Annotated in this window: 14 protein-coding genes; 7 read left to right on the top strand and 7 right to left on the bottom strand. The window is 65.1% G+C overall.

Annotation, left to right across the window (positions count from 1 at the left end; all coding sequences use genetic code 11):
* Positions 1 to 16 precede the first annotated feature (16 nt).
* From scpB to argS, 5 genes are read right to left on the bottom strand one after another with little or no spacing between them, the layout of a single operon-like run.
* On the bottom strand, positions 17 to 595 hold the full coding sequence (scpB, locus tag ACN0X7_RS11420) for an SMC-Scp complex subunit ScpB (RefSeq protein WP_417517277.1): 579 nt from the start codon (positions 593 to 595) through the stop codon (positions 17 to 19).
* Positions 592 to 1,389 (bottom strand): segregation and condensation protein A, encoded by a 798-nt coding sequence (locus tag ACN0X7_RS11415; protein WP_417517275.1) that lies wholly within the window; start codon positions 1,387 to 1,389, stop codon positions 592 to 594. The genes scpB and ACN0X7_RS11415 overlap by 4 nt, the downstream gene beginning before the upstream one ends.
* Positions 1,390 to 1,407: 18 nt before the next feature.
* On the bottom strand, positions 1,408 to 2,412 hold the full coding sequence (gene nagZ / locus ACN0X7_RS11410) for a beta-N-acetylhexosaminidase (protein WP_417517273.1): 1,005 nt from the start codon (positions 2,410 to 2,412) through the stop codon (positions 1,408 to 1,410).
* 19 nt (positions 2,413 to 2,431) lie between these two features.
* Positions 2,432 to 3,223, bottom strand: coding sequence for an SPOR domain-containing protein (locus tag ACN0X7_RS11405; protein WP_417517271.1), 792 nt, complete (start codon positions 3,221 to 3,223; stop codon positions 2,432 to 2,434).
* Positions 3,223 to 4,968, bottom strand: a complete 1,746-nt coding sequence (gene argS, locus ACN0X7_RS11400; protein ID WP_417517269.1) for an arginine--tRNA ligase — start codon at positions 4,966 to 4,968, stop codon at positions 3,223 to 3,225. The genes ACN0X7_RS11405 and argS overlap by 1 nt, the downstream gene beginning before the upstream one ends.
* A gap of 149 nt (positions 4,969 to 5,117) precedes the next feature.
* Between argS and erpA the strand changes: the two genes are divergently transcribed.
* From erpA to ACN0X7_RS11370, 6 genes are all read left to right on the top strand, one after another.
* On the top strand, positions 5,118 to 5,471 hold the full coding sequence (gene erpA, locus ACN0X7_RS11395) for an iron-sulfur cluster insertion protein ErpA (protein ID WP_417517267.1): 354 nt from the start codon (positions 5,118 to 5,120) through the stop codon (positions 5,469 to 5,471).
* A gap of 4 nt (positions 5,472 to 5,475) precedes the next feature.
* Complete coding sequence (locus tag ACN0X7_RS11390) at positions 5,476 to 5,925, top strand: TerB family tellurite resistance protein (protein WP_417517265.1); 450 nt, start codon at positions 5,476 to 5,478, stop codon at positions 5,923 to 5,925.
* 54 nt (positions 5,926 to 5,979) lie between these two features.
* Positions 5,980 to 6,318 carry a ferredoxin FdxA gene (gene fdxA / locus ACN0X7_RS11385; protein WP_417517263.1) on the top strand — a complete coding sequence of 113 codons (339 nt, stop codon included), beginning with the start codon at positions 5,980 to 5,982 and terminating at the stop codon, positions 6,316 to 6,318.
* A 406-nt stretch (positions 6,319 to 6,724) separates the two neighbouring features.
* The gene (locus ACN0X7_RS11380; protein WP_417517261.1) at positions 6,725 to 7,252 is read left to right on the top strand and encodes a CarD family transcriptional regulator; all 528 of its coding nucleotides are present in this window, start codon (positions 6,725 to 6,727) and stop codon (positions 7,250 to 7,252) included.
* A gap of 169 nt (positions 7,253 to 7,421) precedes the next feature.
* A complete protein-coding gene (locus ACN0X7_RS11375) occupies positions 7,422 to 8,672 on the top strand; it encodes an LLM class flavin-dependent oxidoreductase (protein WP_417517259.1) in 1,251 nt (416 codons plus the stop codon).
* Between the two features lie 229 nt (positions 8,673 to 8,901).
* The gene (locus tag ACN0X7_RS11370; RefSeq protein WP_417517257.1) at positions 8,902 to 10,062 is read left to right on the top strand and encodes a benzoate/H(+) symporter BenE family transporter; all 1,161 of its coding nucleotides are present in this window, start codon (positions 8,902 to 8,904) and stop codon (positions 10,060 to 10,062) included.
* A gap of 3 nt (positions 10,063 to 10,065) precedes the next feature.
* Here the strand turns inward: ACN0X7_RS11370 and ACN0X7_RS11365 are convergent, their stop codons facing one another.
* On the bottom strand, positions 10,066 to 12,921 hold the full coding sequence (locus ACN0X7_RS11365; protein ID WP_417517255.1) for a calcium-binding protein: 2,856 nt from the start codon (positions 12,919 to 12,921) through the stop codon (positions 10,066 to 10,068).
* A 209-nt stretch (positions 12,922 to 13,130) separates the two neighbouring features.
* On the opposite strand from ACN0X7_RS11365, the gene ACN0X7_RS11360 reads away from it, so the two are divergent.
* Complete coding sequence (locus ACN0X7_RS11360) at positions 13,131 to 13,586, top strand: VOC family protein (RefSeq protein ID WP_417517253.1); 456 nt, start codon at positions 13,131 to 13,133, stop codon at positions 13,584 to 13,586.
* A gap of 18 nt (positions 13,587 to 13,604) precedes the next feature.
* On the opposite strand, the gene ACN0X7_RS11355 is transcribed toward ACN0X7_RS11360, so the two are convergent.
* The gene (locus tag ACN0X7_RS11355) at positions 13,605 to 15,215 is read right to left on the bottom strand and encodes an AMP-binding protein (RefSeq protein ID WP_417517251.1); all 1,611 of its coding nucleotides are present in this window, start codon (positions 15,213 to 15,215) and stop codon (positions 13,605 to 13,607) included.
* Positions 15,216 to 15,251 lie beyond the last annotated feature (36 nt).

The raw sequence follows: 15,251 nt of genomic DNA, 5'->3' as shown, positions 1-15,251 counted from the left end.
CGTCTTGCCGCCTTCGTCAGCCGGCGCCGTCGTCCTTCACCGCATCGAAAAGGCTCGGATCGCGGGGTTCGGCGGACAGGAGGCCCGTCGCCTTCAACTCGTCGATTCCCGGCAGATCGTTCAGGTTGGACAGTCCGAAATGGATCAGGAAATCGTCCGTCGTGCCATAGGTGACCGGACGTCCGGGCGTCTGGCGGCGTCCGCGCGGGCGCACCCAGCTGGTCTCCATCAGGACGTCCATGGTTCCCTTCGAGACCGCGACACCGCGCAGTTCCTCGATCTCGGCGCGGGTGATGGGCTGATGGTAGGCGATGATCGACAGCGTCTCCACGGCGGCGCGCGACAGCTTTCGCGGCACCACACGGTGTTCGGCCAGCGCGTCCGCCAGATCCGGTGCCGTGCGGAACAGCCACTTGCCGTCAACCTGCACCGGCTCGACGCCGCGTCCGCGGTAGTCCTCGGCCAGCGCAGCCAGCACCACGGACGAGTCGGTCCCGTCGGGCAGCCGCTGGCTGATCGTGCCGAGATCAAGCGGCTCGGAAGCCGCGAACAGCAGCGCCTCGACGATGCGGACGTGATCCCGGTCGACGCTCATGCGCTGGCCCGCCTGCGCACGTAGATCGGACCGAAGGTGCGTCCCTGCTTCAGGTCGATGTCGCCCTGCTTGGCCAGTTCCAGCGCGGCGAGCAGGGTCGAGGCGGTGGCAGACTTGCGGGTGAAGGGCTCCGCCGGGGTCGGCGGCAGGAAGGCCTGCAGGCTGGACCATTCCGGCAGGGCACCCAGCAGGCGGCGCATCCGCTCAAGCGCCATCTCCACCGAGATCACCTTGTCGCGGCGCACCTTCAGCGGTTCACCGTCGCCCTGTGATTCCCGGTGCGTGCCATAGGCCTTCAGCAGGTCGTACAGATCGCATTCCCAGGCGGAACTTCGGTGCACACGCACGCCTTCCGGTGCGCCGCGCCGATGGAAATCCTGGCCCTCCTGTGCGCGGCCCATCAGCTTGACCGATGCATCGCGCATCGCCTGCAGACGCCGCAGCTGCCAGTTCAGGCGCGCGGCCAGTTCGCTGGCCGATGGTTCGTCCTCGGGTTCGGGATCGGGGATCAGCAGCCTGGATTTCAGGTAGGCCAGCCATGCCGCCATGACCAGGTAGTCGGCGGCCACTTCGAGGCGCAGGTGCTGCGAGGTTTCGATATAGGCCAGATACTGATCGGCCAGCGCGATCATCGAGATTCGGGCGAGATCGACCTTCTGGTCCCGGGCCAGATCCAGCAGCAGATCCAGCGGCCCCTCGTATCCGCCCAGATCGAGCACGAGCTGTTCGCCGAGGCGCGCGCGCGGCGCATCCTCCTCGAAGTCAGCGCGGCTGGGTTCGGATGATTCGATCATAGATGTAGTATGACATGCTCATTCGACCACATCACGCAGTTCTTCGATCAGTTGCGACCGGTCGACCTCGTCCGCAGCCTGCTGCATCCCGCAGGCGGCGTCCCAGCGGAAACGTGCGCTGTCCGTCATGTCGTCGAGCGCGTCCGCAACGGCGCACATGGTCGCGAAATCGCCCGAGCATTGCAGCACCCCGTCGCACCCGGCGGCCAGCGCCGCACCGGCCAGCTCTCCGGGGGCCCCGGTCAACGCCTTCATGTCCAGATCGTCCGAGATCAGGAAGCCTTCGAACCCGCAATGGCCGCGAATGACCTCGGCGATCACCTGTGCGGACAGTGTTGCCGGGTGCGCGGCATCGAACGCCGGAAAGACGAGGTGGCCCGTCATGGCGATCGGCGCGCAGTCCGACGCCAGCCGGAAGGCCTCGATATCCGTCTCCAGCAGCCCCTGCCTGTCCGTATCAACCGTGGGCAGGTCGTGGTGCGAATCCACCAGCGCCCGCCCGTGTCCGGGCCAGTGCTTGGACACCGGCAGCACGCCGCCCGCGATCAGGCCTTCCGCGACCGCGCGTCCCAGCGCGGCCACGACCGCCGGACCGGCACCGAAGGCGCGATCGCCGATCACCTCGTGGGTGCCGGGAACGGTCAGGTCCAGAACGGGCGCGCAGGCGATGTCGAACCCGGCGGACGCCACCTGATCGGCGATGATGCGGCCCAGCAGCCATGCCGCATATTCCGCGATCTCTGGGTCGTCGCGCCAGCACCCGCCGATCCGGGCCGCCGCGGGCAGTTTTTCCCAGTGCGGCTCGGTCAGCCGTTGAACGCGGCCCCCTTCCTGATCCACCCACAGGCACGCGCCGTCCCGTCCCAGCGCGGCGCGGACGCTGTCGTTCAGGCGGCGCACCTGCTCCGGCGTGTCGATGTTGCGGCGGAACAGGATGACGCCCATCGGCCGGGCATCCCGCAGGAAAGCCGTCTCGTCGGCGGTCAGTGATGTGCCGGATATGCCGAATACGGCTGGTTTCATGATGTCTGGCCGCCTCTGGCTATTTCCGTGCGACCAGACAATCCTGCCCGGCTTTCTTCAGGCGGTCGCAGAAGGCGGCGGCCTGATCGCGTGAGGCAAACCCGCCGACCCGCAGGCGATAGAAAATGCCCTTCGATCCCGTGTCGGTGCGGCTGATGTCCGGCTGCATTGATCCCAGCAGGGCTTTCTGCTTGCTGCTGACCCGTTTCCAGGTCTGACGCGCGGCGGCTTCATCGCGCAGCGCGGCAAGCTGTACCTGCCAGTTGCCCTCTGCGGCAGGCGCGGGCGCAGGAGCAGGTTGCGGCTCCGGTTTCGCGGCGGCCGCCGGTTCCGGCTTCGGAGCCGGGGCGGGCGGCGGGACGGGCGCGGTGTCCGGCGTTTCCACGACAACGGTCGCCGGGCCAGACGCCGCCGCAGCTTGCGTCTCCGCTGCGGTGGAGTCCGGTTCCGGTCCGGTTTCCGTGGGCGCCGGTTCAGGCCGCGCTTCCGGTTCCGGTTCCGGCATGGGCGTCTCGGCCGCCGGCAGCAGCCGTTCCACCCGTTCCGGTGCGCGGTCGCCCTCGGACTGGAACGTCTCGAAGACCTGCTTGTCCTGGTCGGGGATCTGCTCGCCGCCCCGGTCCGCCGGGCGTTCGCGGTCGGGATTTTCCGGCGCCCGTGCGATGGGGATCGATTTCGGATCCATCAGGGCCGAACCGCCGTCGTCGCGTGCGACGAACCAGATCGTCAGCGCCAGGGCCATCACGGCGGCCAGCAGCGCCAGCCCGGCGAACAGCGGCCAGCGCCCGCCGCCTGTTTCCTCGCCCGCCACTAACGCATCTCCTCGCGCGGGGTGACGCCCAGAATCCCCAGGCCGTTGCGCAGGACCGTGCGGACGCCTTCGACCATCGCCAGCCGGGCCAGCGTCAGGTCGGGGTTGTCGGCGTGAATGAAGCGCAGTTCCTCGGCATCGCGACCCCTGGTCCAGAAGCTGTGGAAGGCCGACGCCAGATCGTAGAGATAGAAGGACAGCCGGTGCGGTTCAGCGGACTCCGCCGCCTGTTCGACGATTCGGGGCCAGGTCGCGGTCAGCCGGATCAGCGCCAGCTCTTCCGGATGCGACAGCCGCCACATCTCCGCCGCCTGCAGGGCCTCGTGGGCCGTATCCAGCCTCGGCATGTCCCTTTCGGCGTTGCGGAAGACGGAACAGCAGCGCGCGTGGGCATACTGGACGTAGAAGACCGGGTTGTCCTTCGATTGCTCCAGCACGCGGGCGAAGTCGAAATCCAGCGCTGCCTCGTTCTTGCGCGTCAGCAGCATGAAGCGGACGACATCCTTGCCGACCCGGTCGACGAGGTCGCGCAGGGTGATGAAGGTCCCCGCCCGCTTCGACATCTTGGCGGGCTGGCCGTCCTCGAACAGGTTCACCAGCTGGCACAGCCGGATGGTCAACCGGCCTTCGTCGTTGGTCACCGCGCGGGTCGCCGCCACCATCCGCTTGACATAGCCGCCATGGTCGGCCCCCAGGACATCGATCATCTGGCTGAATCCGCGCCTGTACTTGTCCAGATGATAGGCGATGTCGGCGGCGAAATAAGTCCAGTCGCCGTTCGACTTGCGCAGCGGACGATCGACATCGTCACCCCATGCGGTCGCCCGGAACAGCAGCTGCGGGCGCGGTTCCCAGTCTTCCGGCTTCTTGCCCTTGGGCGGTTCCAGCACGCCGGTATAGACCTGATCGCGGCTTTCCAGTTCCGACACCACGTCCTGAATGCGCCCGTCCAGATGCAGGGTGCGTTCCGAGGTGAAGACTTCCTGCCTGATGCCGACGGCGGCCAGATCGTCGCGGATCAGCATCATCATCTGCTCGACCGCGAACAGCCGCAGTTCCGGCAGCCAGTCGGCTTCCGGCGCATCCAGCCACTTGTCCTGATCGCGTTCCGCCAGCAGCCGGGCCGGCGGAATCAGATAGTCGCCGGGATACAGGCCCTCGGGCATGGCACCCTTGTCGATGCCCAGTGCCTCGCAGTACCGCCAGTGCAGCGACCGCGCGAGCGCGTCGATCTGGTTGCCGGCATCGTTGATGTAATATTCCCGCGTGACGTCGTAGCCGGCCTTTTCCATCAGCGATGCCAGGGCGTCGCCGAAGACCGCGCCGCGGGCGTGGCCGACATGCAGCGGTCCCGTCGGGTTGGCGCTGACATATTCGACGTTGACCGCCAGCCCCTGACCCAGGTCGCTTTCGCCATAGCGACGGCCCTTGATCAGCACTTCCTTGAGGCGATGCTGCCAGAACTCGGCGGTCAGCCGGATGTTGATGAAGCCGGGCCCCGCGATCTCGACGGCATCCACGCCGCTCAGGGCGGCAATGGCGGGTTCCAGCATGGTGGCGATTTCACGCGGTTTCATCCGGGCGGGCTTGGCGAGCACCATCGCGGCGTTGGTCGCCAGATCGCCGTGGCTCGCGTCGCGTGGCGGTTCGACGGAGATGGCCGACAGGTTCAGGTCGTCGGGCAGGCCTTCCGTGCTGGCCACCAGGGCCACGATCTCTGACCGGAAATGCTGGAACAGGTTCATACCGATTCGCCTGACTGAGTTGACTGGAGACTAGTGGAAGTATGCGGCCAACGCCAAGGCTGGCCGCCACCCGGAGATTGACAAAGCAGGCCAGCGGTCTAAATCGGCAAGGTGCAGGAAGCAACCTCGAACCGTGATAGTATGGGCAGATGAACCAGATCGTTGAGACACCCGCCGATTTCGCCGTCACCGCCGCCGCGGCCGAGCGCGTGGCCGAACTGATCGAGGCGGAAGGCAACCCCGACCTGAAGCTGCGCGTGCAGGTGCTGGGCGGGGGCTGTTCGGGTTTCCAGTACGATTTCAGGTTCGACAGCGACGTCGCCGACGACGACCTGATCATCGAGCGGGATGGCGTCCAGGTGCTGGTCGATCCCGTCTCCATCGAATATCTGCGCGGATCGGAATTCGATTACGTGCAGGAGATGATCGGATCGTCGTTCCAGGTCCGCAATCCGAATGCCACGGCCAGCTGTGGCTGCGGCACGTCCTTTTCGGTGATGTAGCGGGATGCTGAACCGCGTTGCCAGCTGGCTCAACGGCGATTCCTCCAAGACAAGCGACACCGCAGGGTTTGATGAAGTCCAGATCGGGGCGGCGGCCCTGCTGGTCGAGGCGGCGCTGCTGGACGGCACCTTCACGGCTGACGAGCGCGCGACCATCGGTGCGGCGCTGGTGCGCCAGTTCGGACTGACCGAGGCCGAGGCATCGACGCTGATCTCGCAGGCGGAAGAAATCCAGGACAATGCCGTCGAGATTTCCCGCTTCACCCGTGCCGTCAAATCCCTGCCTCAGGCGCGGCGGATCGAAATTCTTGAAGCCATGTGGGAAGTGGTGCTTGCAGACGGCGACCTGCATGCCTATGAAGCCAACCTGTTGCGCCGCGTCGGAGGCCTGATCTATGTTTCCGATCGAGAGAATGGGGAGGCGCGACAGCGCGTGATGGCCCGCTCGGGCTGATATCTGCCGGTTAGAACGCTGTTCCCGGCCAAGGATTATGGGGAGATACGGCTGATGCCATACGTCGTCGCGGAGAACTGCATCAAATGCAAGTTCCAGGATTGTGTCGAGGTTTGTCCGGTCGACTGCTTCTACGAGGGCGAGAACATGCTGGTCATCCATCCGGATGAATGCATCGACTGCGGCGTGTGCGAGCCGGAATGCCCGATCGAGGCCATTCTGCCCGACACCGATCCCGACTCCGAGAAATGGCTGGAGCTGAACCGGGAGTATTCCGAGAAGTGGCCGAACATCACCCGCAAGGGTGAGAGCCCGGCAGATGCCGACGACTGGCGCGATGTCGAGAACAAGTTCGAGAAGCACTTCAGCACGGAACCCGGCAAGGGCGACTGATCGCTCACCCGTGGGCTGAACGGGCGACCGCCGAAACAGAACAGACTCGACCCGTTGTGACCCCTGGTCAAAAAGGCCGTGGGAAAACCGTCATTTTTGTGTTATATATCCGTTGTCTGGGACGTGTTGGGCACCCAACCGTACGGCGATGACGATAGGGGCGGGCGGCATCAGGCAGCCCGTCGTTTCATGTCAGGCCGGTCGATCCCCACCGGGAAAGGCCCGCGTCACCGGACATGATGGCGGATTTCGAGCGGCAGAATGCCTTTCATCCCGGAAAGACATGGCTGTGCGCCTGCGCCATCGGGCCTGCGGTATTTCCCGCCGGGTCAATTTCCGGCTGCCCCGGAGTCACCGGGCGGCACCTGTAATATGAAACTAGTATGAAACGGATACTGGATTGACCATGAGTGACAAGAAAGCCTCTCCCGCGCCGAAGAAGAAGGCCAAGGCCGAATACGCCGCCAACGATTACGTCGTGTATCCTTCGCACGGTGTTGGCCAGATCACCGCCGTCGAGGAGCAGGAAATCTCCGGCCACAAGCTGAAACTGTTCGTCATCGACTTCCCGCACGAGAAGATGACGCTGCGCGTGCCGACAACCAAGGCGCAGGCCACCGGCATGCGGCCCCTGGCCTCGACCAAGGTCATGAAGCAGGCGCTGGAGACCCTGAAGGGCCGCGCCCGCGTCAAGCGCACCATGTGGTCCCGCCGCGCCCAGGAGTACGAGGCGAAAATCAACTCCGGCGACCCGATCTCGATTGCCGAGGTCGTGCGCGACCTGCACCGCAACGAGGATCAGCCGGACCAGTCCTATTCCGAACGCCAGATCTATGAAGCGGCGAAGGAACGGCTGACGCGCGAACTGGCAGCGGTCGAGAAGATCGAGCATGACGACGCCCAGACCAAGCTGAACCGGCTGCTGGCGGCGTAAGCGATCTGCATCCGGTCGAGATGGACAGGGGCTGGTCTTCGGACCGGCCCCTTTTTCGTCGCCCGGTCCGTGCCGGTGGTCCGTGCTGGCGGACTGGCGTGCGTCGAAACTGTTTCTGTCTGCGGATCGCGCCTGTAGTCTGTCTGCAAAACAGCTCTGGGAGAGAAGCATGTCTCGCATGAAATTCGGCGCGTTCCTGGCCCCGCATCATCCCATCGGCGAGCATCCGATGCTGCAGTTCCGCGCCGACCTCGACCTGGTCGAGCAGTTGGACAAGCTGGGCTACGACGAGTTCTGGTGCGGCGAGCACCATTCCACGGGCTGGGAAGTGATCGCCTCACCGGAGATGTTCCTGGCCGCCGCCGGCGAGCGCAGCCAGCGCATCAAGCTCGGAACCGGCGTCGTCTCGCTGCCGTACCATCATCCCTTCATCGTTGCGCAGCGCATGGTGCAGCTCGACCACATGACCGGCGGCCGCGCGATTTTCGGCTCCGGGCCCGGCGCATTGCCGTCGGATGCCTACCTGATGGGCATTGATCCCATGACCCAGCGCGACCGGCAGGACGAGGCCATCGGCGTCATCCGCAAGCTGCTGAAGGGTGAGGAGCGGGTCACGCACGAAAGCGACTGGTTCACCGTGCGCGACGCCAAGCTGCAGCTGCGTCCGCTGCAGGAGGACCTGCCGTTCGCCGTCGCCTCCATGATCAGCCCGTCGGGCATGACGCTGGCCGGCAAGCATGGCACCGGTGTGCTCTCCATCGGATCCATGTCGTCCGCGGGCCTGCAGAATCTGGCGACGCAGTGGAGCTTTGCCGAGGAATCGGCGGCCAAGCACGGCAACACCGTCGACCGGAAGAACTGGCGCATCGTCATGATGTGGCACATCGCCGAAACCCGCGAGAAGGCCATCGAGGAGGCGCGCGACGGCCTGTTCCGCTGGCACAATGAATACAATGTCGGCACGCTGATGCGGCCCGGCGTCGAGGCGTTCAAGGACCGTGACGAAGCCATCGAACTGACCGGGTTCGCCGATGGTGCGACCGCCGTCATCGGCACGCCGGACGACCTGGTCGCGCGCCTGAAGGAGTTGCAGAAGATCACCGGCGGCTTCGGCACCGTGATCGGTTTCGTGCATGACTGGGCCAGCCGGGCGAACACCTCCAAGAGTTGGGATCTGGTGGCGCGCTACGTGGTGCCGGAGATGAACGGCATGCTGGATGCGTACCGCGAGAGCCGTGAATATGTCGTCGAGCACCGGGAGTCCTTCGAACGTGCGGGCGAGGCGATCCTTGCCAAGATCAAGGCCAACCCCCGCGCCGCCGAGGCCCTGAAGGAAAGCGCCGGTCCGAACACGCCGCTCGGCTCGCACCATGAACCCGACCTGAAAAAGGCGCGCAAGGAAGCCGGCGGCGACGATTGAGATCAGCAGCATCTCAATCCCTGCTCCCTTATAGGGTGATCGAATGACGGATGTGTCCATGAGGGTCATGCCCGCCGTGCGCGGGCATCCGGTTGAGCCGCGGACCTGCGGCGATGCTGCCCCGGACCCCCGGACAAGCCGGGGGTGACCCGTTCCGTGAAACGTGGCTCAATCAGACAGCGAAGCGCTATAAGCGGTCAGCCACGCACCTGAACTTTTGAGACGGAATATGCTGAAAGACATCTCAGGTCAGGCGGTCGGAGCCGGGCTGCTGGCCGCCGTGGTCGGCTTTGCCAGTTCCTTTGCCGTGATCATCGCGGGACTGACAGCGGTCGGCGCGAGCAGTGTCGAGGCCGCGTCCGGCCTGATGGCGCTGTCGCTGGCCATGGGCCTGCCCGGCATCCTGTTCAGCGCATGGCTGCGCCAGCCGGTCTCGATCGCCTGGTCGACGCCGGGCGGGGCACTGCTGGCGACGTCGGCGGCGCTGGATGGCGGGTTTGCCGCCGCCGTCGGAGCCTTCATCATTTCCGCCGTACTGATCATCATCGCGGGCCTGTTCAGACCGTTCGGCAGGCTGGTGCAGCGCATTCCGCTGCCGCTGGCCAACGCGATGCTGGCGGGCGTGCTGTTCGGCCTCTGTCTGGCGCCGTTCAGGGCGATCGCCGAACAGCCGCTGAACGGGCTGCTGATCTTTGCGACATGGCTGCTGGTGGCGCGCCTCAACCGGCTGTTCGCCGTGCCCGCCGCCGTTGTGGTCACGGTCGTCCTGATCGTGCTCAACACGGACCTGGCGGGACAGGACATCGGCTCCATCGCCCCGGTCGCGGTACTGGTCAGGCCGGCGTTCTCGCTGGAGGCGCTGGGTCTGGCGCTGCCGCTGTTCCTCGTCACCATGGCGTCGCAGAATATCCCCGGCATTGCGGTGCTGAACGCCAATGGCTACCGCCCCGAGCCGGGCCCGCTGTTCACCGGTACCGGGCTTTTTTCGCTCGCCGCCGCGCCGTTCGGGGCGCATGCCGTGAACCTGGCGGCGATCACCGCCGCGCTCTGTGCGGGGCCCGAGGCGCATCCGGATCCGGCAAGGCGTTACTGGGCGGGAATCTCGTCCGGTGCGTTCTACGTGCTGTTCGCGCTGATCGCGGGCGCAGCCACCGCCTTCATCGGCGCAGCCCCGCCGGTGCTGATCGAGGCGGTCGCCGGACTGGCCCTGCTGGGCGCGTTCGCGGGTGCGGTGACCGGGGCCGTGGGCGATGCGCAGGGACGCGAAGCCGCTGTCATCACCTTCCTGGTCACCGCATCGGGCCTGAGCTTCTACGGCATCAGCGGCGCGTTCTGGGGCTTGCTCACCGGCGGTCTGGTGATGGCTCTGGACCACTGGCGGAAGGTCTGACGATCAGAAGATGAAGTCGTCTTCGGTGAATTGATCGACCGTCGCATTGTCGACGCGCGCCAGCCGGATCGCACCGAAGTCTCGATCGTTCACAAGTATATCGACGCCGGTGCCGTTCTGCCTGATCTCCATTGCCTCGAACGTCGCGTTGCGCTGGTTCGATACGTCGATCCGGTCAATGTCGTCTTCGAAGTCGCGGATGCGGATCGCCTGCTCGAAATGCCCGTTGACCACAAATGTGTCCGTGCCGTCGCCACCGGTCAGACGGGTGTCGAAGCCCTCGCCGCCAAGCGTATCGTTGCCATCACCGCCGAAGATCTGGTCCATTCCGCCAGCCCCGCCAAACAGCAGGTTGTCAGCATCGTCGCCGCGGATGTGATCGTCGGCGCGGCTGCCCAGAACCCCTTCGATGCCGGTCAATGTGTCGGTGATGAATTCGCCGTTGCGGGTTTCGGACTGAGCCGTACCGGACTCCAGTCGGATATTGAGATGAAGTGTGTCGCTGGCCGCGTCGGAAAAATCGGCAATGTCAAAGCCGTCGCCGCCGTACAGCAGATCGAAGCCCCCGCCACCTGAGAGTGTGTCGTCGCCGGCGCCGCCGAAAATCTCGTCGCCTTGATCGGTGCCGGTCAGGACATCGTTCCCGTCGGTCCCCGTAATTACTGCGGAATCGTCTTCAATTCCGACGAACATGTCCGCCGTGACGTCTCCACCGTTGATGCCCAGAAGCCGGATCGTCTGCTGACCGGCGATGCTGATGATGGTGTCGCCCGGATCGGCACTGATCTCGATCTCGCTGAACGACGACGCAAGTCCGCCCAGATCGATCAGATCCTCGCCGATCCGGAAATCAACGATCATATCGACCGTATCGGTCAGAACATCGATGACGAAGAGATCCGATCCGCTGCCGCCGAACAGACTGTCCGCACCGGAACCGCCGACCAGCGTGTCGTCGCCGTCGCCACCATCCAGAAGATCGTTGCCTTCGCCACCGGACAGGAAGTCGTCGTCCTTGCGTCCTTCCAGACTGTCGCCGCCGCCGCCGCCAAAAAGCACATCGTCGCCATATTGTCCGATCAGAAGCTGGTCGCCACCGTGCCCGAAAACCGTGTCGTCACCGGCTGATGCAAACACCCGGACATTGTCGGCTGCGGTGTGAACCAGATCGGCGCCGACGGTGCCATACAGTGCGAAATCGGTGGCAACGCGGGCTTCCAGGAAATCACCGCCCAGCACTTCGATATCGCTGAATCTGCCGACAGCACCGTCCATCAGGAACAGACCCGTCTCACGATCGGCGATGGCGGTTGTATCGCCCGCGAACGTCAGGGTGTCTGTGCCTTCGCCACCGAAAACGTTCAAGGCGTCCAGCACGATGGTTTCGTCATCGCCACTACCACCGAACACATTGTGTGCGATGTGCGTGTTGCCTGTTTCCGCCATCCGGGCGGTGATCGTATCGTTCCCCGCGGCGCCGAAAACGTCGCCGCAATCGGTTTGCGTGGCCAGGACGTCGTCACCGTCGCCGGCAAAGACAATCAGTCCGTAGTTGTCCGTACTGCCGGCGGTGATGCTGTCGTTGCCCCTGCCGGCAATCAGGAAGCTCACATCATTGTCGACAATGACATCCGCATTCGTGGTGCCGCGCACGAACCCGATGCGGGCGCTGCCGTGCTGGAAGCCTTCCACATCATGAAGTTCTGTTGAAAAGGTGTCTCCGAAAGCGTCCACCGCATGGATCGTCACGACACCGCTGTTGGCGACGTCGGCATCCGAGATCGACGCATAGGCCGTCTGCAGTGCGCCGTCCGGATCGTTCGGGTCAACCGGAACCCGGCGGGAGCCGCTGATGGTGAAGAAATCCTGCCCGGCACCACCGAAAATCAGATCGTGTCCGCCGTCCACCAGATGGAAGACGTCGTCGCCGGCCTCGCCGTGAATCCTGTCATCGCCCGTGCCGCCGTTGATGACGTCGTTCCCGTCTCCCCCGAACAGACGGTCGTCTCCATCGCCACTGTTCAGCGTGTCGTCGCCATCGTCACCCGCCAGAGTGTCAGCGCCTGCGGCACCCGAGAGAAGGTCATTATCATCACCGCCCTCGGCGACGTTGTCTCCACTGCCGGTGTCCAGTGTGTCGCTGCCTGCGCCGCCATGCAGTGTGTCATCGCCCGCGCCGCCATTGAGCATGTCATCGCCTGCGCCGCCGTCGAGAAAGTCCGCGCCCGATCCACCCGAAAGCGCATCCGATCCCCCGTTGCCGCGCAGTTCATCGTCGCCTTCCTGACCTGCCAGATCGTCATTGTCCGTACCGCCATGCAGGGAATCGTCGCCCTCGCCGCCGTCCAGCCGGTCGGACCCGTTGCCGCCGAACAGCAAATCCTCGCCTGCGTTGCCATTCAGGACATCGTCGCCATCCCCGCCGACGAAATTGTCGTTTCCATCGCCGCCAAAGGCAAAGTCGTCGCCATCGCCGCTGCGCAGGGTGTCGTCGCCCGCGCCACCCGACAGGAAATCATTGCCGCCGATGTCGGTCAGCTGATCGTCGCCCAGGCCACCGAACAGGGTGTCGTCATCCAGGTCGCCGCGCAGCCGGTCGTTGCCACGACCGCCGACCAGCGCGTCGCGACCGGAGCCGCCACGCAGCACATCGTCACCATCGCCACCAAAAAGCCTGTCATCGCCGTCGCGTCCGAGCAGGGAGTCGTCCTGTGCGTGGCCGTAAAGCGTGTCGTCGCCATCCGCGCTGCCCAGCGTATCGGCGAACGCCGTGCCCGACAGCAGGGAGTCCGTGCCTGTCAGACCGCTCGCGAACAGCCCGCCTTCGTCAATGATCACGCCTTCGTCGCCGTCCGCCATAGGTCCGTGGCCCACCCTCAACCGCGTAATGCCGCACGGAGCCTGCCGCTACGGGTTTGCGACATCCGGCTTCAGCATGCAGAATTAATGTATGATTCATAAATGACACGCGCTCTGGTGGCGATAATTCTTTAGTTGACCAATCAACAGTCGCAGATACGGCAAGAACGCGTGCGCCTGTTTGCACAGAAATGAAAGAGACGGAACGCATGATCGATATCAATGGCATGGCGCATCTGGTCGTGACGGTAAATCAATGGGAGAAGGCGACAGCGTTCTACAAGAAGCTGTTGCCGGAAATGGGCATGAAGCTGGTCTTCGACGGCGATGAGTTCTGCTATCACGTCGGTGCCCGGACCGCGATCGGCCTCAATCGCGCCGCGCCCGAGCATGCCGATGCGACCTTCGACCAGACGCGCGTCGGCCTGCACCATTTCTGCCTGCGGGCGCGCAGCCGGGAAGACATCGACCGCACGGCCGACCTGGTGAAGGAAGCGGGCGGCACGATCGTGCGCGGACCGATGGAAGGTGCCTGGGCCCCCGGATACTATTACGTGCTGTTCGAGGACCCCGACGGCCTGCGGTTCGAGGTCAACTTCGTGCCGGGGCAGGGTGTGCTGCGGGACGATCTGGGACAGATCGATTCCGGCGGAGACTACAAGTAGACCCGACCGCCCGCCGGATCACGCCTTGCGCAGGATGAAGCGCTGAATCTTGCCGCTGGGCGTCTTGGGCAGCGCCTCGGGGAAGGCGATCTCGCGCGGGAAGGCATGTTTACCCAGCCGGGTGCGGACGTGCTGGCGCAGCTCCTCGGCCAGATCATCGGTGCCGGTGTGACCCGGGTGCAGGATCACGAACGCCTTGACGATCTCGCCGCGTTCCTCGTCCGGTTTGCCGACGACAGCGCTTTCGGCGACGGCATCGTGTTCCAGCAGGCAGCTTTCGACATCGAACGGCCCGATGCGATAGCCCGATGAGGTGATCACATCGTCCGAGCGGCCCACGAAGCTGATGGTGCCGTCGGGGTTCTGTTCCACCGTATCGCCGGTCAGATAGTAATCGCCGACCCAGCCCTGACCCTCGGCGCCCAGGTACCCGTCGAAGAAGAACAGCGGCGAGTCCGGCCTGTGCACGGCCAGAATGCCCTGTTCGCCCTGCGCGACGGGTTTCCCGTCATCGGTGACGACCTCCAGCCGGAAGCCCGGCATCGGATAGCCGGCCGACCCGGGCCGGACGTCGTGGCTCAGGCCGTGATGGTTGCACAGCACCATGCCGCATTCGGTCTGGCCGTACTGGTCGAACAGGTTGCAGTCCAGATGATCGCGGAACCAGCGCATGACTTCCGGGTTCAGCGGCTCGCCCGCGCTGGAGGCCACGCGCAGGTTCGCCGCCAGCGGTTTCGCAGCCTCGGGACCTTCGGCGATGATCATGCGATAGGCCGTGGGCGCACCCGCAAAGTTCGTGACGCCCAGCTTCTCGACGATGGCGGCGTTGCTCTCGATGGTGAACGGGCCGTCGTACAGGGTCGTCTGATGGCCGATCAGCAGCGGACCGGTGATGGCGTAGTACAGACCGTAGGCCCAGCCCGGATCGGCGATGTTCCAGAACACGTCGTCGTCCCGCACGTCCAGGGCGTAGCGCATGTACGCCTCAAAAGCGGGCAGCGCGCGCAGCGGGATCTTCAGGCCCTTCGGCAGGCCGGTCGTGCCCGACGTCGCCATCATCAGGAAGGCATCGTCGCCCAGGCGCATCACCGGCTCGAACCTGTCGGACGCGTCGGCCATGGCCTCATCGAAGTGGATGTCGTCGCCGTGCCCGCCCACGGTCATGATGACCGGATCGACCGCCAGCCCGTCCAGCTTGGACCGGTTCGCGGGGTCGGTCAGCACGACCTTCGCTTCCGAGGTCTTCAGGCGATGCTCGATGGCCTTCGGGCCGAAGGCGGTGAACAGCGGCTGATAGACCGCGCCCGCCCGCCAGGCCCCCAGAATGAAGAACACCAGTTCCGGGATGCGCGGCAACAGCCCCGACACCCGGTCCCCGGGACCGACGCCCCGGGCGACGAGCAGGTTCGCGACCCGGGCCGACTGCGCCTGCAGGTCCTCGAACGTGAAGCTTCGGCTTTCGCCGGACACGCCTTCCCAGTTCAGTGCGATCCGGCCTGAACCGGTGTGGCGGTCACAGCATTCGACGCACGCGTTCACGCCCGTCGCGAGACTGCCGTGCAACGCGTCATTCAGGCGCGCAACGTCGAAACTGTCGTAGAAACTCTGGTAGTCGGGCTGCCCGGACATTCACACCTCCCCGCATCTGTCGTGCGGGGCAGAGTG

This window comes from Minwuia sp. (assembly GCF_048263705.1).
In the GTDB taxonomy this organism is placed as follows: domain Bacteria; phylum Pseudomonadota; class Alphaproteobacteria; order Minwuiales; family Minwuiaceae; genus Minwuia.
The sequence above is the reverse complement of the archived record's forward strand: the minus strand, read 5'-3'. Positions and strand labels throughout refer to the sequence as shown.